This window comes from Sphingomonas prati, assembly GCF_014643515.1.
Taxonomy (GTDB): Bacteria; Pseudomonadota; Alphaproteobacteria; order Sphingomonadales; family Sphingomonadaceae; genus Sphingomonas_R; species Sphingomonas_R prati.
This window is the reverse complement of the sequence record NZ_BMJP01000001.1, coordinates 536906-557372: the sequence shown is the minus strand read 5'-3', so window position 1 is coordinate 557372 and position 20467 is coordinate 536906. Positions and strand designations below refer to the sequence as shown.

At 68.6% G+C, this 20467-nt stretch carries 16 protein-coding genes; 8 read left to right on the top strand and 8 right to left on the bottom strand.

Translation table 11 applies throughout. The features are described 5' to 3' along the window. Window positions 1–100: 100 nt before the first annotated feature. From IEX50_RS02465 to IEX50_RS02450, 4 genes are all read right to left on the bottom strand, one after another. On the bottom strand, window positions 101–1624 hold the full coding sequence (locus IEX50_RS02465) for a DEAD/DEAH box helicase (RefSeq protein WP_157177342.1): 1524 nt from the start codon (window positions 1622–1624) through the stop codon (window positions 101–103). Between the two features lie 251 nt (window positions 1625–1875). Beyond that, on the bottom strand, window positions 1876–2241 hold the full coding sequence (locus tag IEX50_RS02460; RefSeq protein ID WP_157177341.1) for a hypothetical protein: 366 nt from the start codon (window positions 2239–2241) through the stop codon (window positions 1876–1878). A 7-nt stretch (window positions 2242–2248) separates the two neighbouring features. After that, window positions 2249–3724: a L,D-transpeptidase family protein gene (locus tag IEX50_RS02455; protein WP_456299959.1), complete on the bottom strand. Its 1476-nt coding sequence runs from the start codon at window positions 3722–3724 to the stop codon at window positions 2249–2251. A gap of 143 nt (window positions 3725–3867) precedes the next feature. Then, on the bottom strand, window positions 3868–5001 hold the full coding sequence (locus IEX50_RS02450; protein WP_157177340.1) for an extracellular catalytic domain type 1 short-chain-length polyhydroxyalkanoate depolymerase: 1134 nt from the start codon (window positions 4999–5001) through the stop codon (window positions 3868–3870). 164 nt (window positions 5002–5165) lie between these two features. Here IEX50_RS02450 and IEX50_RS02445 point away from each other — a divergent pair, with 164 nt between their 5' ends. Next, entirely contained in the window at window positions 5166–7061 is a 1896-nt protein-coding gene (locus IEX50_RS02445) for an AI-2E family transporter (protein WP_157177339.1), read from the top strand. On the opposite strand, the gene IEX50_RS02440 is transcribed toward IEX50_RS02445, so the two are convergent. Both IEX50_RS02440 and IEX50_RS02435 read right to left on the bottom strand, forming a co-directional pair. Then, window positions 7054–7911, bottom strand: a complete 858-nt coding sequence (locus IEX50_RS02440) for a glycosyltransferase family 2 protein (RefSeq protein ID WP_198350703.1) — start codon at window positions 7909–7911, stop codon at window positions 7054–7056. The two genes, IEX50_RS02445 and IEX50_RS02440, sit on opposite strands and share 8 nt — an antisense overlap. Then, window positions 7893–10037 carry an HAD-IIB family hydrolase gene (locus IEX50_RS02435; protein ID WP_157177421.1) on the bottom strand — a complete coding sequence of 715 codons (2145 nt, stop codon included), beginning with the start codon at window positions 10035–10037 and terminating at the stop codon, window positions 7893–7895. Before IEX50_RS02435 ends, IEX50_RS02440 begins: the two co-directional genes overlap by 19 nt. A 68-nt stretch (window positions 10038–10105) precedes the next feature. On the opposite strand from IEX50_RS02435, the gene IEX50_RS02430 reads away from it, so the two are divergent. Then, window positions 10106–11170, top strand: a complete 1065-nt coding sequence (locus IEX50_RS02430) for a glycosyltransferase family 4 protein (protein ID WP_157177338.1) — start codon at window positions 10106–10108, stop codon at window positions 11168–11170. Then, entirely contained in the window at window positions 11170–12342 is a 1173-nt protein-coding gene (locus tag IEX50_RS02425) for a glycosyltransferase family 4 protein (protein WP_157177337.1), read from the top strand. Before IEX50_RS02430 ends, IEX50_RS02425 begins: the two co-directional genes overlap by 1 nt. On the opposite strand, the gene IEX50_RS02420 is transcribed toward IEX50_RS02425, so the two are convergent. Next, window positions 12329–13276 carry a hypothetical protein gene (locus IEX50_RS02420; RefSeq protein WP_157177336.1) on the bottom strand — a complete coding sequence of 316 codons (948 nt, stop codon included), beginning with the start codon at window positions 13274–13276 and terminating at the stop codon, window positions 12329–12331. The two genes, IEX50_RS02425 and IEX50_RS02420, sit on opposite strands and share 14 nt — an antisense overlap. Window positions 13277–13446: 170 nt before the next feature. On the opposite strand from IEX50_RS02420, the gene IEX50_RS02415 reads away from it, so the two are divergent. Continuing rightward, window positions 13447–15354, top strand: a complete 1908-nt coding sequence (locus IEX50_RS02415) for a potassium transporter Kup (RefSeq protein WP_157177335.1) — start codon at window positions 13447–13449, stop codon at window positions 15352–15354. Window positions 15355–15486: 132 nt separating this feature from the next. Here IEX50_RS02415 and IEX50_RS02410 read toward each other — a convergent pair whose 3' ends face one another. Continuing rightward, window positions 15487–16185: a pirin family protein gene (locus IEX50_RS02410; protein WP_157177334.1), complete on the bottom strand. Its 699-nt coding sequence runs from the start codon at window positions 16183–16185 to the stop codon at window positions 15487–15489. Between the two features lie 109 nt (window positions 16186–16294). Between IEX50_RS02410 and IEX50_RS02405 the strand changes: the two genes are divergently transcribed. The 4 genes from IEX50_RS02405 (at window position 16295) to IEX50_RS02390 (ending at window position 20300) form a co-directional block, all read left to right on the top strand. Beyond that, window positions 16295–17233 carry a LysR family transcriptional regulator gene (locus IEX50_RS02405; protein ID WP_157177333.1) on the top strand — a complete coding sequence of 313 codons (939 nt, stop codon included), beginning with the start codon at window positions 16295–16297 and terminating at the stop codon, window positions 17231–17233. 103 nt (window positions 17234–17336) lie between these two features. Continuing rightward, window positions 17337–18446, top strand: coding sequence for an S-(hydroxymethyl)glutathione dehydrogenase/class III alcohol dehydrogenase (locus IEX50_RS02400; RefSeq protein WP_157177332.1), 1110 nt, complete (start codon window positions 17337–17339; stop codon window positions 18444–18446). A gap of 22 nt (window positions 18447–18468) precedes the next feature. Beyond that, complete coding sequence (gene fghA, locus IEX50_RS02395) at window positions 18469–19308, top strand: S-formylglutathione hydrolase (protein WP_157177331.1); 840 nt, start codon at window positions 18469–18471, stop codon at window positions 19306–19308. 209 nt (window positions 19309–19517) lie between these two features. Beyond that, the gene (locus IEX50_RS02390; RefSeq protein WP_157177330.1) at window positions 19518–20300 is read left to right on the top strand and encodes a ThuA domain-containing protein; all 783 of its coding nucleotides are present in this window, start codon (window positions 19518–19520) and stop codon (window positions 20298–20300) included. The last annotated feature ends 167 nt before the right edge of the window (window positions 20301–20467 follow it).

Here is a 20467-nt window from a genome sequence, read left to right as displayed (position 1 = left end):
AGGAGGCGCGGCGAACGGAGAAGCCCCCGCCCGATGCTAAGTGTGAGCTTCGTACCACTTTTAGTCGCGAGGAAGCGACTCTAAGCCAGCGCCGTACACCTCAGTCGCGAGGTGGCAGGTCCAGGCGGACCGTGAGGAAGTTGGGGAAGGGGCCGTTCCAGCCGTCGTCGGGGCCTTCGTCGACGACGCGCTGCGGGCGGCGGTCGTCCTGCTGGGGACGGCGTGGTTCGCGGTAGGGTATGTCGCGACGGTCGTCGCGCGCGGGGCGGTCGTGGCGATCCTGGCGCGGCTGCGGTGTCGGGGCGGGCTTCGGTTGTGCGACTGGGGCGGGGGCGGATGCCACAACCGGCTCGGCGATCGCGACGGGTGCTGCGACCGGGGCTGGCGCCGGGACCGGGGCCGCCTGCGCCGGGCGGTCGCTGCGGGGGCGGCGGCGGGGGCCGCGCGTGTCTTCGCGGGCGGGTGCTTCCGTAACAAGCGCGGGCGTCTCTGCGACGGGGGTCGCGGCGACAGGCTTGCCGACGCGTTCGATCGTCGACTTTGTCAGCTTTTCGATGTTGGCGATCGCTTCGGCGTCTTCGGGCGTGACGAGGCTGAACGCCTTGCCCGATGCGCCGGCGCGGCCGGTGCGGCCGATGCGGTGGACATAGTCGTCCGGATGCCAGGGGATGTCGTAGTTGATGACGTGGCTGACGCCCTTGATGTCGAGCCCGCGAGCCGCGACGTCGGAGGCGACCAGGATGTTGATCGTGCCGTCCTTGAACCGGTCGAGTTCACGCAGCCGTTCGGCCTGTTCCATGTCGCCGTGGATCTGGCCGACCTTCATGCCCGAACGGCCCAGCATCTCGGCAAGGTCGCGGACCGTGGTCTTGCGGTTGGAGAAGATCATCGCGGTGCGGACGTCTTCCGCTGCGAGCAACGCCTTGAGCGCGTCGCGCTTGCCGCGCGAGGTGGTTTCGACCAGCCGCTGTTCGATCAGCAGGTTGTTCATGCCGGCCCGCGCGACCTCGATCTGCTTCGGGTTCGACAGGAAGCGGTCGGCCAGCTTCTTGATCGGCCCCGGCATCGTGGCCGAGAACAGCAGCGTCTGGCGCGTGGCGGGCAGCTTGGTGCAGATCTCCTCGATATCGGGGATGAACCCCATGTCGAGCATGCGATCCGCCTCGTCGATCACCAGGATCGAGCAGCCGGACAGCAGGATCTTGCCGCGCTTGAACAGATCCATCAGCCGGCCTGGCGTGGCGATCAGCACGTCGACGCCGCGGGCGAGTGCCGCGGTCTGGTCGCCCATCGACACGCCGCCGATCAGCAGCGCCATGGAGAGCTTGTGATATTTGCCGTATTTGTCGAAATTCTCGGCGACCTGCGCGGCGAGTTCGCGCGTCGGTTCGAGGATCAGCGAACGCGGCATCATGGCGCGGGCACGGCCGTGCGCCAGGACGTCGATCATCGGCAGGACGAACGATGCGGTCTTGCCCGTACCCGTCTGCGCGATGGCGATCAGGTCGCGGTTCATCAGCACAGGCGGGATCGCCTGCGCCTGCACCGGCGTGGGTATGGTGTAGCCGGACTCCGTCACGGCGCGCAGCGTTTCGTCGGAGAGGCCGAGATCGGCGAATGTCATGGGCGATCCGGATAAATATGCGACCGCAAAGCGCGCGATCCGCGACACACGCGGCTATGGCCGAGTGCGGGATTTTGTCAAGGTCGGGGGGTCGGTTAGCGGATGGCGTTTCGCGTGGCGGCGCTGTGAAACCGACCTTGGCTCAACTCATTTCCCCGGAGCGCAGCCGAGGGTCGCTGTAGGCGTCTCGGCTGCGCTCGACGGGTCCCTCGACTTCGCTCGGGATGGACGGGTTTTGAGGAGGTCCAGGCTTACTTCTTCTCCACGGCGACCTGTTCGGATTCATTTGCGGCATCGCTCGCGGCGTCGCTGGCGGTCTCGGCGTCGCGGGCGACGCGGGCGGTCATGCCGGTGGCTTCGGCGTCTTCCATCATCTGGTCGCTCGGCCGGGTGGGTTCGGCCGGGGGCGGGGTGTCGATCGCCGTCGTGGTTTCGACGGGGGCGGGCGCGGGTTCGTTGATCGGTTCCGGCGCGGGGGCGGGTTCCGGCTCGACGGGTTCGTCCGCGTTTGCGCTATCGTTATAGGGGTCGGCCTCCGGCTGCGGCGCGGGGCCGCGGTCGCAGGCGGCGAGCAGCATGGCGGCGGCGAACGGGGCGATAAGGCGGATTTTGAACATGGGGATCCTATCGCGACGCGAGGGCGGCGGCGCGGTTGCCGCGCGCCTCGATCTTGGAGGCCAGGATGCCGTCCCAGTCATAGGGATCGGCGCGGAAATTGATCTGCCCCGCCGAACTGGCGAACGCGGTCCAGTAGAGCAGATAGACGGTGACCGGGTTGGCCAGCCGCGCACGCTTCGTCTCACCCGCGTCGATCGCCGGCTTGACGTTGCCGCCATAGGTCGGGTCGTTGGCGAGCAGCAGGTCGGCCAGCTCGACGGGTTTCGCAAGCCGGACGCAGCCATGGCTGGCGAGCCGGTCCCAGCGCGAAAAGGCCGCCTGTGCCGGGGAATCGTGAAGATAGACCGAGTAGGGATTGTCGAAATCGAACTTCAGCCGCCCGAGCGCGCTCATGTCGCCGGCCGCCTGTTGCAGCCGCGTGCCGCCGCCGTCGAGCTTGATGACCTTTATCGAGTTACGCTTGAAATAGCCGGGGTTTGCGCGTTCCTTCGGCCACAACTCCTTGGTCGCGATCGAGGTCGGCACGTTCCACGGCGGGTTGATGACGATGCTGTGGATGCGCGATTGCAGCATCGGCGTGTTGTCGCCCGGGCGGCCGGTGACCGCCTTCATCGACGTGACCGGATTGTCTCCGTCGAACACGGTCAGGACGGCGGCGGCGATGTTCACCTGCACCCGGTCCTTGGCAAGGTCCTGCGGCAGCCAGCGCCAGCGTTCCATGTTGGCCATGATCTGGCGCACGCGGTCGCGCGCGGGGACGTTCAGCGCGGCGATGGTCTGGGTCGAGACGATGCCGCTGGGTTGCAGGCCGTAGCGGCGCTGTGCCCTGCGAACGGCATCGAGCAGCGGGCGATCGAACGTGTCGCCGGTCTTCGCGACCTCGCTGTCCTCGACCGCGAGCCGGCGGCGGAGTGCCAGCACCCGCGCGCCGCTGGCGTTGATCGTCATGTCCGGACCGGACGCCATCGTCGGCCAGCCGCCGTCCGCCTCGATCTTGCGGTAGGTCTTGAGACCCTTCATCAGACCGTCGTAACCGGCATAGGGCGGCGGCAACGAGTTGATCCAGGCAGCGAGCCGGTCGTTGGCGACCGCCTGCGAAAAGCCGGGCCATGGATCATAGGCGGCCGGGCGCAGGCCCCAGTCCTTGAGGAAGTCACTCGTCTCCAGCCGGCCGCTATGGACCGCGCGGGCGTGATCGAGCGCCGCGGTGATCAGTTCGGCATCGCCGCGATCGGCGGCCTCGCCGTCACCGTCGCGCAGGTCGTGGCGCAGGCCCTGGGCGGGCGCGGCGTCGATCATTGCGGCCAGCTGCGACGCCTGGGCGCGGGTCAGCTTGGGCATGACGCGCGGCGGCGGGGCGGGGGCATCGACCACGGGCGGGATCGCCGGTGCCGGCACGCCGAACGTCGGGACCGCGCCGGACGCGGTCTGCGCCGCCGCGGGACCGGACAGCAGCGGCACCAGAGCGGCGGCCAGCAGCAAGGGAGTCCGGAAACGGGGTGGCGTGGGCGTCAACAAGGTCGGAAACTCCAAGGGTCGTTGCCGGGAACATAGCCCGAACCGGTCCGTGGCGTCTAGCGGGCTGCACCCTTCGCCACGCTGAACCGACCCCGGGTGCGAGCGCCTTATTTCATCAGGCCGGCGTTGCGCAGCGCGGTCTCGATCACGGTGCCGACCGGGCCGCCCATCGCCATGGGTGTCCCCATCGGCATGGCGAACGGCGAAGCGGGCGTTTCCGCTCGCTGCTCCTCAGCTGCGTCGACCGTCATCTCCTCCGCGTCGGTCTCCAGCCCCCAGAAGCGCAGGATGAGGTGCGACGAGGCGATGCCGGCATCGAGCATATAGGCCGCGCTGGCGCCGTGATCGGACCCGGCGGTGGGATCGATCGGCGTGCCGTGACCCATGCCGGCAATGCGATACTCCTCCAGCACCGAGCGGCCGTTCGCATCGTGCCAGACGCGGTGACGATGGCCGTCGATCATCTCCTCCTGCGTCGGGCGTTCGGGCAGGCCGTGCAGGTCGCGCCACTGGCCGGCGATCGCGTCGGCATTGCTTTGCGCGACTGTTTGGTCGGCCGCACCCTGCCAGATCGACAGCGTGGGCCAGCGGCCGTCATGCCCCGCCGCGGCGCGGGCGCGCTCCGCCAGCAGATCGCGCGAGGGGCCGCCGTGGCCGCGCATCCGGTCGAACGCCTCGGGCACCGTGCTGGCCGAGCCGTAGGGCAGCCCGGCGATCGCGGCACCGCCGGCGAACACGTCCGGATAGGTGGCGAGCATGACCGCGGTCATGGCGCCGCCCGCGGAGAGCCCGGTGACGAACACGCGCGCCGGATCGACGCCGTGGTCGGCGATCATCTGCGCCACCATGTTCCGGATCGACAGCGGTTCGCCATCGTCGCGCACGGTGTCCGCCGGCACGAACCAGTTGAAGCAGAGGTTCGGGTTGTTGGCGCGGCGTTGTTCCGGGAACAGCAGCGCGAAACCGTGGCGATCCGCGAGGCGCGACCAGCCGGAGCCGTGATCGTAGCCCGCCGCGGTCTGCGTGCAGCCGTGGAGCACGACGACGAGCGGCGCGCCCTGCGGCAGGTCGGCCGGCACATAGGTGCGCGCGCGCAAGCCCCCGGGGTTGGCCCCGAACGCGTCCAGGTCGGTCAGGCGATCCGCCTCGCCCGCGCCGCCGAACATGTGCGCGCCCATCGCGCCGGTGGGGAGGTTCGCCGCGCGGGTCAGGCGGGCAATCGTGTCGCTGATGTTACGCATCGGGGTCTGGCCCTCCGGGATAAGGCATGGCGCGCCGCCGTGGCGACGTCGCATTTATGCTGCATTGCACAATAGATGGGAAAGCCGGACGGCCGGTCAATAGCCAATGTGCGGACCGGCCCGGGACGCTATGGTCGATCCAAGACTCGGACGAGGATACGGTCATGCAGAGCGACGAGAAACTCGCCGGATACGAGAATATCATCACCGGCGACCGAACGGGTGTGCCGTCGCCCGATGCCGCGTCGACCGTGACCGCGGCCGCCGTGCCGGAACTGAAGAGCCTGCTGGGCCTCGCCGTCGCGGCGGTCGTGGTGGGGGCGCTCTATTTCGCGCAGGACGTGCTGATCCCGATCACGCTGTCCGTGCTGCTGTCGTTTGTGCTGGCACCACTGGTCAACATGTTGCAGCGGATCGGCCTGTGGCGCGCGCCGTCGGTGGTGCTGACGGTGCTGTTCGCGGTCGGCGTGCTGGCCGCGGTCGGCATGCTGATCGGGACGCAGGCGGCGAACCTGACCGCCGATGCGCCGCGCTATGCGCAGACGATCGAGCAGAAGATGGAGGGCGCGCAGGCGTTCGCGGCGGCGCGGATGGCGTCGCTGTCGAAGGAGTTCGCGCCACGCATCCGCCCGGTCCGGCGCGGGTCGCTCGCCGCGGCGCCGGCCGCCGAAGCCACGGGCGAGCGCCGGCCGGTGCTGGTGGAGGTCGTGCAGGAGCGGACGTCGCCGCTGACCGTCGCGCGGACCATCCTGCAGCCGATCCTGGGGCCGCTCGAAACGACCGTCATCGTGCTGATCGTCGCGATCTTCGTGCTGCTGCAGAAGGAGGATCTGCGCGACCGGTTCATCCGGCTGTTCGGATCGAACGACCTGCACCGCACGACGATCGCGATGGACGAGGCGGGGCAGCGGCTGAGCCGCTATTTCGCGTCGCAGCTGGCGGTCAATACCGGGTTCGGGATCATCATCGGCGGGGGCCTCGCGCTGATCGGCGTGCCGTCGGCGGCGATGTGGGGGATCCTGGCCGGGCTGCTGCGGTTCGTGCCTTATATCGGGTCGTTCCTGGCGGCGGTCGCGCCAATCGCGCTGGCGGCGGCGGTCGATCCGGGCTGGGGCATGGCGATCGCCGTCGCACTGCTGTTCGTGATCGTCGAGCCGCTGGTCGGCTATGTCGTCGAACCGTTTCTCTACGGTCATTCGACGGGGCTTTCGCCGGTGTCGGTGATCGTCGCGGCGGTGTTCTGGACGTGGATCTGGGGGCCGGTCGGGCTGATCCTGTCGACGCCGCTGACCCTGTGCCTGGTCGTCGTCGGTCGGCATGTGAAGTCGCTGGAGTTCTTCGACGTGCTGCTGGGTGACCGGCCGGCACTGTCCGCGGTGGACAGCTTCTATCAGCGCATCCTGGCGGACAATCCGGACGAGGCGCTGGCGCAGGCCGAGACGTTGCTGACCGACCGGACGCTCGACCGTTATTATGACGAGGTCGTGGTCGCCGGGCTGCGGCTGGCGGGGCTGGACCATGCGCGCGGGACGATCGACGATCGCCGGGCTGCGCGGATGTGCGCGTCGATGCTGGCGCTGGTCGGCGAGCTGGAGGATCACCGCGACGGGGCGGGAGCGGCACCGGTGCCGCAGGACGCGCCGGCCGGTGTCGTGGCGTGCGTCGTCGGACGCGATCCGTTCGATGCGGCGGTGGCGGCGATGCTTGCCCAGCTGCTGGCACGGCGCGGGGTTGCGACGCGGATCGTGACGCATGCCGCGGTGTCGCGTGCGGCGATCGGGACGCTCGACCTGAGCGGCGTGGCGGTGGTGGCGCTGTGCCATCTGGAGCTGGTCGGCGCGCCGGCGCATCTGCGCTACCTGGTGCGGCGCGTGTCGCAGCGCGCGCCGGACGCGAAGATCGTGGTCGGGCTGTGGCGGACGGCGGTCGATGCGATGGTCGACGACATGGCGACGCAGTTGCAGGCCGGCGGCGCGGATCAGGTCCGGACGCTGGCCGCGGCGGTGACGGCGTGCGAGGCGGCGTTGATCGGGGAAGCGGTGGCGGAACCGGTCAGCTGAAGCGGACGTCGTCCGGCTGGCGCGCGGCGGCGATCTCGTCCGCGCGCGGGTGGCGCAGGACGGTGATGGCGTCCGGCGTCATCGCGATCAGCCCGCGTTCGGCGAACTGGCCGAGCCAATAGTCCATGCACCAGCGGCCCCACTTCGCTCGAAACAGTCCCGCGTTGCGGATGATGTGGTCGAAATGCTGGTAGGGCGGGACGTGGACCGGGTGGTGCTGGTGGTAGGCACGCGCTTGTCCGACGCGAAACATCGGGACGTTCGCGGCGGCGAGCGCTGCGGCGAAGTCGGTTTCCTCCCCGCCATAGCCGACGTAGTGTTCGTCCATGCCGCCGCTGCGCTTCCAGGCAGCACGGGATAGCGCGAACGACAGGCCCCACAGTTCGCCGTGGTCCGGTTCAGGGACGATGCCCTCCGCCGGCGGGACGGGTTTCGCAGGATGGCGCTGCCCGGCGGCATCGAGCGCGGCATAGTCGAGCGGGAGCGCGACCGGGCCGGCGGGGAGGTACAGCACCTCGCCGAGGAAGATGCCGTCCGTGGTGGTCGCCGCCTTCGCGTAGCTTTCGACGAGCGTCGGCGACGGAATGCAGTCGACGTCGAGCAGGAGGAGCAGGTCGCCGGTCGCGGTCGCCATCGCCTGGTTGCGGGCGCGGGCGAGGGGCATCGGTTCGCCCGGGACCGCGACCATTCGGACGGGGCAGGGCAGTGCCGGCAGGTCGGCCGGCGCGGCGTCTTCCATATAGGCGATGACGAACTCGTCCGGCGCCTGCGTCTGCGCCGCCAGCCCGTGCATCAACCGTTCGAGATGTGCGCGGCGGCCGCGCACCAGCGTCAGGACGCTGACGCGCACGGGGTGCAGGATGGGTCGGTGGCGGTCTTCTTCGTTGTCTTGGTCCGACGGCGTTGCGCCAGCTGGCGGAAGTGATCGACCCCTTCGATGATCCCGCCGGCATGGCCGTAACTTGACACGAAACTGTGCGCGAGCGTCGGGTCCTGATCGAGCCCGTCGCTGTGATTGGCAACGATGATCGAGTGGCGGACCGAGCGGAGCATCTCCACGTCGTTGCCGCTGTCGCCCGCCACCATGACTTGGTCGCGCGCCATGCCGTAGTGGCGGCGGACATGCTCGACCGCTGTGCCCTTCGACGCGGCGTGCGGCAGGATGTCGAGATAGGTGCCGTGGCTCTGGATCACCGAGCAGGCGTGGCCCGCGGCGCGCAGCAGGTCGCGGACGCGGCGGGCCGCATCGGGGTCGCCGCGCGTGAAGTAGCTGAGCTTGAACAGGCGTTGTTCGAGCGAGCCCTGCGGTTGCAGGTCGGTTGCGTAGGCAAGGATCGCGGCGACCGCCGGGCGGTCCCACCCCGCGGCGATCTGCGTGGCCCAGGCTTCGTCGAGGTCGTAGGCGGTGCCGGTGCGGTCGAGATGGTAGATCTCGGACCCGACCGAGGTGATCAGCACCTGCGGCTGCGGCACGTTTTCGCGCGACAGGATCGCCTGTGCGCTGTGCAGCGAGCGGCCGGTGGCGATGCCGAACAGTAGATCCTCCTGTCGCCCATGCCAGTCGGCGAACCGGACCGTTGCGGCGGGACAGCCGACCAGCGTGTTGTCAATGTCGCTGATGAGCATCGTCGTGCCGGACGGATCGGCGGGGAGGGCGCGGGGCGGGCGGCGGCCGAGCGCCGATTCGGCGAAATCGTGATAGAGTTCGGCATGGCGCGTCCAGTCATAAGCAGCGACCGCGACCGCACCCGCGCGGGAATAGCGTTCCCAGAGCGGTCGATCGTCGAGGATGCGGCCGATCGCGGCGGCCATTGCGCCATGATCGCGTGGGTCGACCAGCACGCCGTTGCCGCACCGTTCGATGATGTCGTTCGGGCCGCCGCTGTCGGTCGCGACGATCGGCAGGCCGGCGGCGGCGGCCTCCAGCAGGGTCAGCCCGAACGGTTCGTTGAGGGCCGGGTTGACGAACACGCCGCCGCGCCGCCGGGCGAGCGCGTAGATCGACGGGACTTCGGACGGCAGGTGGTGCTTGGGATAGGCCACCTGACCGTAGAGGTCGTAGCGGTCGATCAGGCGGAGCAACTCGTCGAGATTGCTCGCGATCTCCGGCTCCATCCGGGCGATATCGTCGCGGATGCCCGCCACGATCACGAGGTTCGCGGTGCGGCGCAGATGCGGGTCGTTGCCATAGGCGTGGACGAGGCCGGCGAGGTTCTTTTTCGTCACCGGACGCGCGATCGCGAGGATCATCGGCTTGTCCGGATCGGTCAGGAACCGGTCGATGCGACCGGCCATCGCAGGATCGGGTGCGGCATCGGCGAACGCGGCAAGATCGCTGCCCGGTTCGATCACGCGGATCCGGCCGGGGCGGTAGGCGTCGTAACCGGCATACTGCACCTCGGCCTCGTCGCGCGAGGAGGCGATTATGCCAGCGGCGGCGGCGATCGTGCGTTCCTCCAGCGCGATCCGGCGGTCCATGCCGGCGAGCGCGTCGGCGTCGTCGATCCCGGCGAACGCGTCGCGCTTCACACGACCGAGCGAGTGGGCGGTGAACAGGAACGGGATATCGAGTGCGGCGCCGACCCGGCGGGCGATTTCGCCGCCATCGGCATAATGGGCGTGGAAGATGTCGGGACGGCGGTCGAGCGCGGCAATGTGGGCGATCAGCGCGGCGCTGAAACTGTCATGTTCCGCCCAGAGCGCTTCCTTAGCGAGGTAGCAGGAGGAGGTCGTCTCCAGCCGGACGATGCGCGTCTTGGCATCGACATCCTCGGTCCGCACGGCGTAGCAGTCGGCCATGCCGTCCTGCCGGAAGCCGCGCGTGACAATCTCGATCCGATCGACGCGCGGTTCTGCGGCCGACGCGCGGGCGAGATCGAGCAGGTATCGGATGTGGCCGCCAGTGTCCGCGTTCACACCATATTCGACGTCGCGGGCGCGCAGGCACCCCTGCAACGCGATGTGCATCACGAACATACGTCCCCGTCCATTCATTTGTTATTCATGGTGGAACCGCGCTTCACGACCGCTGGTTCCCAGTGTTAATGTCGATCAATAAGTTACTGCGCATCGCGCAGATCGCCCCCGTCATTTTCCCGACGCCGCCTGTCGATCATGGCGGGACCGAACGGGTCGTGTCCGACCTGACCGAGGCATTGGTGGCACTCCGTCACGACGTGACGCTCTATGCCCCATCCGACAGCGTCACGTCGGCCCGGTTGCGGTCCGCGCACCCCAGTCTGTCCGCGCTGGAGCGGGCGGCCGGCGGCCCCGTCGCGCCAGGCGTGCCGGGGGTGCTGGAGGCGGCGCAGCTTGACCTGGTCGCGCGGGCAATCGGCGAGCATGACATCGTCCATGTCCACGGTGAGTTCGCGCATGCCGCGGTGCTGGCGAAGCGGCCGGCGCTGACGACGATCCATTGGCGTGTCGACGAACTCGACCGGCGGCTGTTCTTCGCGCATTTTGACCGGTTGCAGGTGGCGGCGATCTCGGGCGCGCAGGCGGCGGCGATCCCGGCGTCCAACCTGGCGGGGGTGGTCCATCACGGGATCGCGGAGAATCGTTACCGGCTGGGCAGCGGGGCGTGCGGCTACCTGGCCTTCATCGGGCGGATGACGGACCAGAAGCGGCCGGACGTGGCGATCCGCGTGGCGCGCGCGGCGGGGCGGGCGATCCGGCTGGCGGGCACCGTCGATGTCGGCAATCCGCGTTATTTCGAGGATCGCGTGCGGCCGTTGTTGGGGCCGGACGCCGAGTATGTCGGGCCGGTAGACGATGCGGCCAAGCAGGGGCTGCTGGGCGATGCGGCGGCTTTGCTGTTCCCGATCGACTGGCCAGAGCCGTTCGGGCTGGTGATGATCGAGGCGATGGCGTGCGGGACGCCGGTGATCGCGTGGGACCGCGGCAGCGTGCGCGAGGTGATCGAGGAGGGCGTGACGGGCTTCGTCGTGCGTGACGAGGCGGAGGCGCTGGCGGCGATCGCGCGGCTGCCCTCGATCGACCGGGCGCAGGTGCGGCGGCGGTTCGAGGCGCGGTTCGGCGCGCGGCGGATGGCGGCGGATTATGTCGCGCTGTACCGCGACGTGCTGGAGCGTCACGGGCGCGCCTGATGAAAATCGGAGTGCTGACCTGGACCTATCCGCCCGAGAAGAGTGGACTGTCGGTTGCCGCGCGGGAGATCGCGCAGTCGCTGGCGGAGGCGGGCCATGACGTTCGCGTGCTGACCTTCGATCGAACAGGGCGGGCGATGGACGGGGCGGTGACCGTCATCGGTTGTGCGCTAGCCGGCGGGGCGTTGGCGTGGTTGCGGAAACTCCCGGCGACCGGGCATCTGGTCGGACCGTGGGCGATGGCGCGCGCGGTGCGGGCGGAGCATGCCCGCGCGCCGTTCGACGTGATCGAGGGGACCAACTGGTACGCGCCGGGGCTGTTCGTCGCGCTCGACCCGCGGCTGCCGTTCGTGACGCGCAATTCGACGCCGGTCGCGACGAGTGGGGCGGGGGCACGGGGCGTGCGGGCGCGGACCGATCATGCGGCGGCGCGGGCGGTGGAGGCGCTGGCGGCGGCGCGGAGCGATATGCTGATCTCCAACACCGCGGCGCATGGGGCGAAGATCGCCGCGCTGTACGGCGTGGCCGAACCGGGTCCGGCGCATCATGTCGTTGGGTTGAGCCTGGATCCGGTGCTGGTCGCTGCCGGGGAGCGGGCCGCTTATCCGGCGGGGGAAGCTCCGGTGCGGCTGCTGTTCGTCGGGCGGGCGGAGTATCGGAAGGGCTATGATGCGTTGGGGCCGGCGATCGAGACGCTTGCCGAGGAAGCGGAACGTGGGGCGATCCCGGAGTTCGCGCTGACGCTGGTCGGCGTCGGGGAAGAGCGCGTGGCGGAGCTGTCGGCGGCAGCGCAGGGGCGGGTGGCGGCGTTCCACCGGGCGGAGAGCGATCATCTCTATGCGTTGCTGGCGGACACGCATGTCGTGGTCGCGCCGTCGCGGTACGAGTCGTTCGGGCTGGTGTATCAGGAGGCGATGGCGTTCGGGCGGCCGATCGTGGCGTGCGCGGAGGACCCGAGCGCGCGGCTGTTCGTGGGCGAAACCGGGGCTGGGCTGTTGGCGGAGCGCTGCGATGCGGTGCTGCTGGCGGATCAATTGCGTTGGGTGATCCGGGAGCCGGATCTGCGCGCCCGGCTCCACCAGGCGAGCCGGGCGGCGGCGGGGCGGTTCACGCGGGCGACGCTCGCGAGCGAGACGGTCGCCGCGTACCGCGCGATGCTCAGTCGGCGCTGAACGGGCGGAGAAGTGCTTCTTCGTCCATGGGACGCGCGCCGTCGGAGGCCATTGCGGCGTAGTGCTTGGTACGGGCACGGACCTGGGCGCCGTCGAGCCGGTGCAAGATAGAGCCGGCGGGGGCGAGTGCTGAACGCCGCCAGTCGCGGGACGGCTCGGGCCGTTCGTGGACCACGCCGGCGAAGCGGACTTCCGAGCGGTTGAGACGGTATTGGACGTCGGGCCAGTGATCCGAGCGGACCCCGTCGACGAGGTTCGAACGCTGGAACGCGAGTGACAGCAGGCCGTGGGTGTCGGCATCGGCGGCCAGGCCGGGGAGGGCGGCGAGAAGAGCCGCATCAAGATCCTCGTCGGCATCGAGCTGGAGTTGCCAGGGTGTCTCGCACGCCGCCTGCAAGCGATTGCGCTGGGCGGCGAAATCCTGGTCGAGCGGGTGGATGAGATAGGCGACGCCCGGTCCGGACAGGCCCGCCACGACATTCGCGTCGTCGCTGTCGATCAGCACCCGGACCGCGGCGAAGTGCGGGGCCAGCCGCTCGGTGAGGCGGATGATGGTGGCGAGTTCGGAGACGCGACCCATGATGCCGAGCGTGATGGCGGGGCCTTCGCCGGGGAGCGGTTCGGCCAGTGCGGCGGCGGGGACAGTGCCGGTCGGGTCGTCGAGTTCGGCCGCCTGCGCCGGGTTCGCCGGGCGGATGGCGCGGCCGAAGCGGTAGCCGGCGATGCGGAGCGTTGCGATGGCGCAGGTCCAGTCCTGCGGGGGGTGTGCCTCGAGGTTAATCGACGGTGCGGCGAGGCGGTTCGCGACGTCCGCTGCGATCGACTCCATCGCGGGGTGGCCGGGCTGGTAGCGCAGGCCGCAATGCGTGCATTCGCGCACGCCGTTGCCGCGGTCGTGGCGGGCGCGGTTGCCGCAGATCGCGCAGCGGGTCATCGCTATGTCCGGGTCTTGGGCATGAGGGTCGTCATCGCGCAGCGGCAGTCCGGAAACAACGTCGGCCGCCAAAAACATATGCGAATACTATGCGGCAGGCCGCTGGAACGGCTGGTTTCGCTATGCGGGACCATGCACATGCGGCGTGAAGACTTTTGACAGGGCGGTACATGACGACGGGAATCGAGACGGACGCCGGGGCTCCGGTGGCGCATCACGGGCCGCAGGACAAGACCGCGACGCTGGCGCTCGGCGCGATCGGCGTGGTGTTCGGCGATATCGGCACGTCGCCGCTCTATGCGTTGAAGGAAAGCTTCATCGGGCATCACCGGCTCGCGGTGGATGCGCCGCATCTGTACGGCGTGATCTCGCTGATCTTCTGGACGATGACGCTGATCGTCACGCTGAAATATGTGCTGATCATCCTGCGCGCCGACAATCGCGGCGAAGGCGGGAGCCTGGCTTTGCTCGCGCTGATCGTGCGGAGCAGCGGGGACCGCGGCTGGACGCGCGGGATCGTGCTGCTCGGCATCGTGGCGACCGCCTTGTTCTACGGCGATGCGATCATCACGCCGGCGATCTCCGTGCTGTCGGCGGTCGAGGGGCTGACGATCGTCCAGGCGGGGCTCGCGCCGCTGGTGGTGCCGATCTCGATCGCGGTGCTGATCGCACTGTTCATGATCCAGTCGCGCGGGACCGCGAAGGTCGGCATGATCTTCGGCCCGGTGATGCTGGTGTATTTCGCGGTGCTGGCGGTGCTCGGCGTGCTGGCGATCCTGCCGCATCCGGAAGTGCTGTACGCGCTCAGCCCGACCTATGCGGTCACGTTCTTCACGATGGATCCGTTGCGTGCGTTCCTGGCGCTCGGGTCGGTCGTGCTGGCGGTGACCGGGGCGGAGGCGCTTTATGCCGACATGGGCCATTTCGGGCGCAAGGCGATCGCGGTGTCGTGGCTCTACATGGCGTTTCCGTGCCTGCTGCTGAACTATCTGGGGCAGGCCGCGCTGCTGATCGAGAATCCGGCGGCGATCGAGAATCCGTTCTACCTGCTCGCGCCCGACGCGTTGCGGCTGCCGCTGGTGATCCTGGCGACGATGGCGACGATCATCGCGAGCCAGGCGGTGATCTCCGGCGCATTCTCGGTGACGCAGCAGGCGATCCAGCTGGGGTTCCTGCCACGGCTGAAGATGGTCCACACCAGTGCGACCGCGGCGGGGCAGATCTATCTGCCGCTGGTGAACTGGGTGCTGCTCGGCTTCGTCATCATGCTGGTGCTGGGCTTCGGCACGTCGAGCAATCTGGCCGCGGCGTACGGCATCGCAGTGACGGGCACGATGTTCATCACGGCGTGCATGCTGGGCGTGCTGGCGGTGACGGTGTGGAAATGGAACCGCTGGGTCGCATTCGCGGTGACGGGCGTGTTCCTGGTGATCGACGGCGCGTATCTGGCGTCGAACCTGACGAAGATCCCGGACGGCGGCTGGTTCCCGCTGCTGGTCGGCGCGGTAGTGTTCACCGTGCTGACGACCTGGGCGACCGGCCGCCGGCTGATGCGTGCGCGGCTGGACGAAAGCGCGATGCCGGTCGACGTATTCATCCGGTCGGCCGCCGGATCGGTCGGGCGCGTGCCCGGGACCGCAGTGTTCCTGTCGGCGTCGCCGCACGGCATCCCGTCCGCGCTGCTCCACAATATGAAGCACAACCGCGTGCTGCACGAGCGGGTGGTGATCCTGACCGTGACGATCGAGGGGGTGCCGCTGGTCGAGGCCGGGGCGTGTCCCGAGGTGGTCGACATGGGCCACGGCTTCACCCGCGTGATCCTGCATTACGGGTTCATGCAGGATATCGACATTCCGGCGGCGTTGACCGCGATCACGATCGGGGGCGGCGCGTTCCGGCCGATGGAGACGAGCTATTTCCTGGGGCGGCAGACGCTGATCTCGGCCGCGCGGCCGGGGATGGCGCGGTGGCGGGAACAGTTCTTTGCCTGGATGCTGCGCAATGCGGAAACGGCGATGGAGTTCTTCAAGCTGCCACATAACCGGGTGGTGGAGTTGGGGAGCCAGGTGGAGATCTGAGGTCACCTGTCGCGAGCGGGTGTGAGGCAAGGTTGCGTCTAGGCCCCGGCCTGCGCCGGGGAACGGAGTTATGTTGTTCCCCGGCGCAGGCCGGGGCCTAGGCGCAACCGTTTCACTTGGTGGTTCCGGGCGTTAAGCGCCGTCGACCAGGATCAGTTCGCTGTCCTCGACTGCCGTCACGCGGAGTGTGTCGACACCGGTGATGGCGACACCATCGCGGGCGTTGACGGTCACGCCGTCGATCGTCACCGCACCCGTCGCGGGCACCAGATACCCACGTCGTTCCTTGCCCAGCGCATAGTCGATCGTCTCGCCGGCCTTGACCGATGCCGCCACGATCCGCGCGTCGGTGCGGATGCGGAGCGCGTCGGTATCCTCGGCGAAACCGGAGGCGAGCGTCACGAAGCGGCCCGACCGTTCGCCCTTGGGGAAGGGGCGCGCGCCCCAGCTGGGGGCGACGCCGCGGCTGGTCGGCTCGATCCAGATCTGGAAGATCCGCGTCTCGACATCCTCGACGTTGTATTCGGCGTGGGTGATCCCGGTGCCGGCGGACATGACCTGCACGTCGCCCGCCTCGGTCCGGCCGAGATTGCCCAGGCTGTCCTTGTGGGTGATCGCACCCTCGCGGACGTAGGTGATGATCTCCATGTCGCGGTGCGGGTGCGGCGGGAAACCGGACTTGGGCGCGATCACGTCGTCGTTCCAGACGCGGATGTTGCCCCAGCCCATGCGGGCCGGATCATGATAGCCGGCGAACGAGAAATGATGCTTTGCGTCGAGCCAGCCATGGTTGGCGCCGCCGAGCGTGGAAAAGGGGCGAAGGTCGATCATCGTCTGCTCCGTCAAAATGGCCGGGTGCGGCCGTTACGACCAAGATACGCTTTCGACGGGCGTTAAGAAGTGCAATGACGGCATTCCATCGATGAAGGAAACGACGCCCATGTCCGCGTTGCCCGATCTGGAAGCGTGGGCGATCTTCGCCAAGGTGGTGGAGGCCGGATCGTTCGCACGCGCCGCCGATGCGCTTCATCTGTCGAAACCCACGGTGTCAAAGGCGGTCACCCGGCTGGAGGCGCGGCTGGGCGTGCCGTTGCTCCACCGCACGTCGCGGCAGCTGGCGCTGACCGAGAGCGGGCGCGGCGTGCTGGACCGCGCGCGGCGCATCCTGGCGGACGGCGAGGCGGCGGAGGGCGAGGCATCGTCGCAGGCGGCGACCCCGCGCGGCAAGGTGGTGCTCGCGCTGCCGATGTCGTTCGGTGTGCGGCACGTCGCGCCGCTGCTGCCGGCGTTTTTCGAGCTGTATCCCGACATCTGTATCGAGATGCAGTTGAGCGATGCGCAGGTCGATCTGGTCGCGTCGGGTGTCGACGTGGCGATCCGGATTGCAAGCCTGGCGGATTCGTCGCTGCGTGCGCGGCGGCTGTGTTCGGTGCGGCGGCCGCTGGTGGCGGCACCGTCCTGGATCGCGCGGCACGGGCGGCCGAGCCATCCGCGCGAGCTGGAGACGTCGCGCGGCCTGATCTACACCAATGTCTCGCCGCCCGGCCTGATCCGGCTCGTCCATGCGGAGGCGGGCGAATATGTCGTGACGCTGACCGGGCAGCTGAGCGCGAACAGTGCGGATGCGCTCACCCCCGCGTTGCTCGCCGGGCTGGGCATCGCGGTGCAGCCCGATTTCATGGTGTGGCAGGAGCTGGCGGACGGGCGGCTCGTGGAGGTCCTGCCCGGCTGGCGGATGCCCGACATCGGCCTGCACCTGCTGACGCCGCCGGGGGTGCAGCGGCCGGCGCGGGTGACCGTGCTGCTCGACTATCTCGCGTCGCGGCTGGGCACGGCGGAATGGGCGCAGGCGTGCGCGGCGGAGGCGGCAAGGGCCTGACTCCGCTCCGTAATCGCTCGGGAGTTTAACACGCGACGCTGGTCGCGACCCCGTGCGGCCGCTACTGTCCCCGCCAACCAGGAACGATGACGGGCGAGTGACCATGAAGACACGGGCAGCAGTGGCGTTCGAAGCGAAGCGACCGCTCGAGATCGTCGAACTCGACCTCGAAGGGCCGAAGGCGGGCGAGGTCCTGATCGAGATCGTCGCGACGGGCATCTGCCACACCGACGCCTATACGCTCGACGGGCTGGACAGCGAGGGACTGTTCCCGAGCGTGCTGGGCCATGAGGGCGCGGGCATCGTGCGCGAGATCGGCGCGGGGGTGACCAGCGTCGCGGTCGGCGACCATGTCATCCCGCTCTACACGCCGGAATGCCGCGAATGTAAGTCGTGCCTGAGCGGCAAGACGAACCTGTGCACCAAGATCCGTGCAACGCAGGGCAAGGGCCTGATGCCCGACGGCACGACGCGGTTCAGCTACAAGGGGCAGCCGATCTTCCATTATATGGGCTGTTCGACCTTCTCGAACTTCACCGTGGTGCCGGAGATCGCGGTGGCCAAGATCCGCACCGACGCGCCGTTCCAGTCGGCCTGCTATGTCGGGTGCGGCGTGACGACGGGCGTCGGCGCGGTGGTGAACACGGCGAAGGTCGAGCCGGGCGCGAACGTGATCGTGTTCGGGCTGGGCGGCATCGGGCTGAACGTGATCCAGGGCGCGCGGATGGTGGGCGCGGACCGGATCATCGGCGTCGACCTGAACGACGACAAGGAAGCGTGGGGCAAGCGGTTCGGCATGACCCATTTCGTCAATCCGTCGAAGGTGGACGGCGACATCGTCCAGCATCTCATCGGGCTGACCGACGGCGGCGCGGACTATACGTTCGACTGCACCGGCAACACGACGGTCATGCGCCAGGCGCTGGAGGCGTGCCACCGCGGCTGGGGCGTGTCCGTGGTGATCGGCGTGGCGGAAGCCGGCAAGGAGATCAGCACGCGGCCGTTCCAGCTGGTCACCGGGCGGGTGTGGAAGGGCTCCGCGTTCGGCGGCGCGCGCGGGCGGACCGATACGCCGAAGATCGTCGACTGGTACATGAACGGCAAGATCGAGATCGACCCGATGATCACCCACGTCCTGACGCTCGACGAGATCAACCGCGGGTTCGACCTGATGCACGCGGGCGAGTCGATCCGCTCGGTCGTGCAGTACTGAACCGCTGAAGGAGCCCCAGATCGTGGAAATCGTTTCGACTGCACATGCCCATGGCGGCATCCAGGGCGTCTACCGCCACGCGTCCAGTGCCACGAGCACCGCCATGACATTCTCGGTGTTCGTGCCGGCGCATGCCAGCGGCGCGAAGCTGCCGGTGCTGTGGTATCTGTCGGGGCTGTCCTGCACCCACGCCAACGTGACGGAGAAGGGCGAGTATCGCCGGCTGTGCGCTGAACTGGGCATCATCCTGGTCGCGCCCGACACGTCGCCGCGCGGGGACCAGGTGCCGGACGATCCGGACGGGGCCTATGATTTCGGGCTTGGCGCGGGCTTCTACGTCGATGCGACCACGTCGCCGTTCACCGCGCACTACCGGATGTGGACCTACATCACCGACGAACTGCCGCGGCTGATCGCCGACGAGTTCCCGGCCGACATGGGCGCGCAGGGCATCTTCGGCCATTCGATGGGCGGCCACGGCGCACTGACGGCGGCGCTGGGCATGCCCGGCCGCTACCGCTCGGTCTCCGCCTTCGCGCCGATCGTGGCGCCAGGGCAGGTGCCGTGGGGGAAGAAGGCGCTCGGCGGCTATCTCGGCCCCGACGAGGCGACCTGGCGCGCGCACGATGCGGTCGCGATGATCGAGGACGGCGCACGCGTGCCGGACCTGCTGGTCGATCAGGGCATGGCCGACCAGTTCCTGGCCGAACAGCTGAAGCCCGAACTGCTGAGCGCTGCGTGCGAAGCGGCGGGTATACCGCTGACGCTCCGCATGCAGCCGGGCTACGACCACAGCTATTATTTCGTCTCCACCTTCATGGAAGACCACCTCCGCTGGCACGCGGAACGGCTGCGCGGGTAGAGGTGGGGCTGGCGAAGACCGGGGTTACCGGCGGAGCGGGGGGCGGCGTAGGATTGATAGGTAACGACATATTCCCGCCGTTTCTTTCCGCCCGGACGTTCTTCTAGGGCGCGTCGCGACCGAGTAGACCTTGGTGCCGCTTGCACTGCGTCGCGGTCTGTGTGGAACCTGTCGAAGACGACGACTGGTGACGTGACGCAGGAGATTTCATGAGACCCATCGCCCACGCTCTGGCCGCCTTCGCGGCGTCGGCGGTGCCATCCGCAGGTCAGGCGGATGCGCAGTACAAGCTGCTCGTCCTGGCGATGCCGAGCAAGTATCATTACGAGTATATCCCGGTCGCGCGGGACAGCTTCGAACAACTGGCCAAGCTGCATTCGTTCGATCTTACGTGGACGAGCAAGACCGAAGCCTTCGACGGTGACCTGCGCCAATACGCCGCCGTCATGTTCCTCAACACACCGAGCGAGGAATTGAACGCGGCGCAGCGGAAGCGGTTCGAGGACTATATGCGCGCCGGCGGGAACGCGATGGTGGTACACCGTGCCGCGATCACCCAGCCGAATGCCTGGCCGTGGTTCGAACGGCTCGTCGGACGCACCGTCGGCGTTCACCCGATGCTGCAGACCGGCGTCGTCACGACGACCGACAGAAGGTTTCCGGCAACGTACGGCGTTCCGGAACGGTGGATCTGGAGCGACGAGTTCTACGTCACGACCAACCCGCACCGCCAGACGATCAGCACCGTGCTGACCGTCGACGAGTCGACATACGATCCGACGAAGATCTGGCCGGGTCAGGTGTCGAAACCGATGGGCAGGGACCATCCGATCGCTTGGCACCGCCCGTACGAGCGCGGGCGGGTGTTCGTCACCACCCTGGGCCACAACGGTGAGATGTACCGCAACCCGCAATATCTGAACCACCTGATGGGCGGCATCTACTGGACAGCCACCGGCCTGGGCGCGACAGCCGCACCTAGCCGACGGTAGGGAACCTGGGGTCTTTCCTAAGAGCAGGATGCGAGAGCTGGCGTTGCAGGCGTGCGGTCCGCGGAACCGAGGATCGTTTAGTCCGCGCTGCTTTAGACGATGCATTCGCCAACCCGGGTGGGTGGTTCAGCCACCAGAGCCCAACACTTAACCCATAGACGGCCATG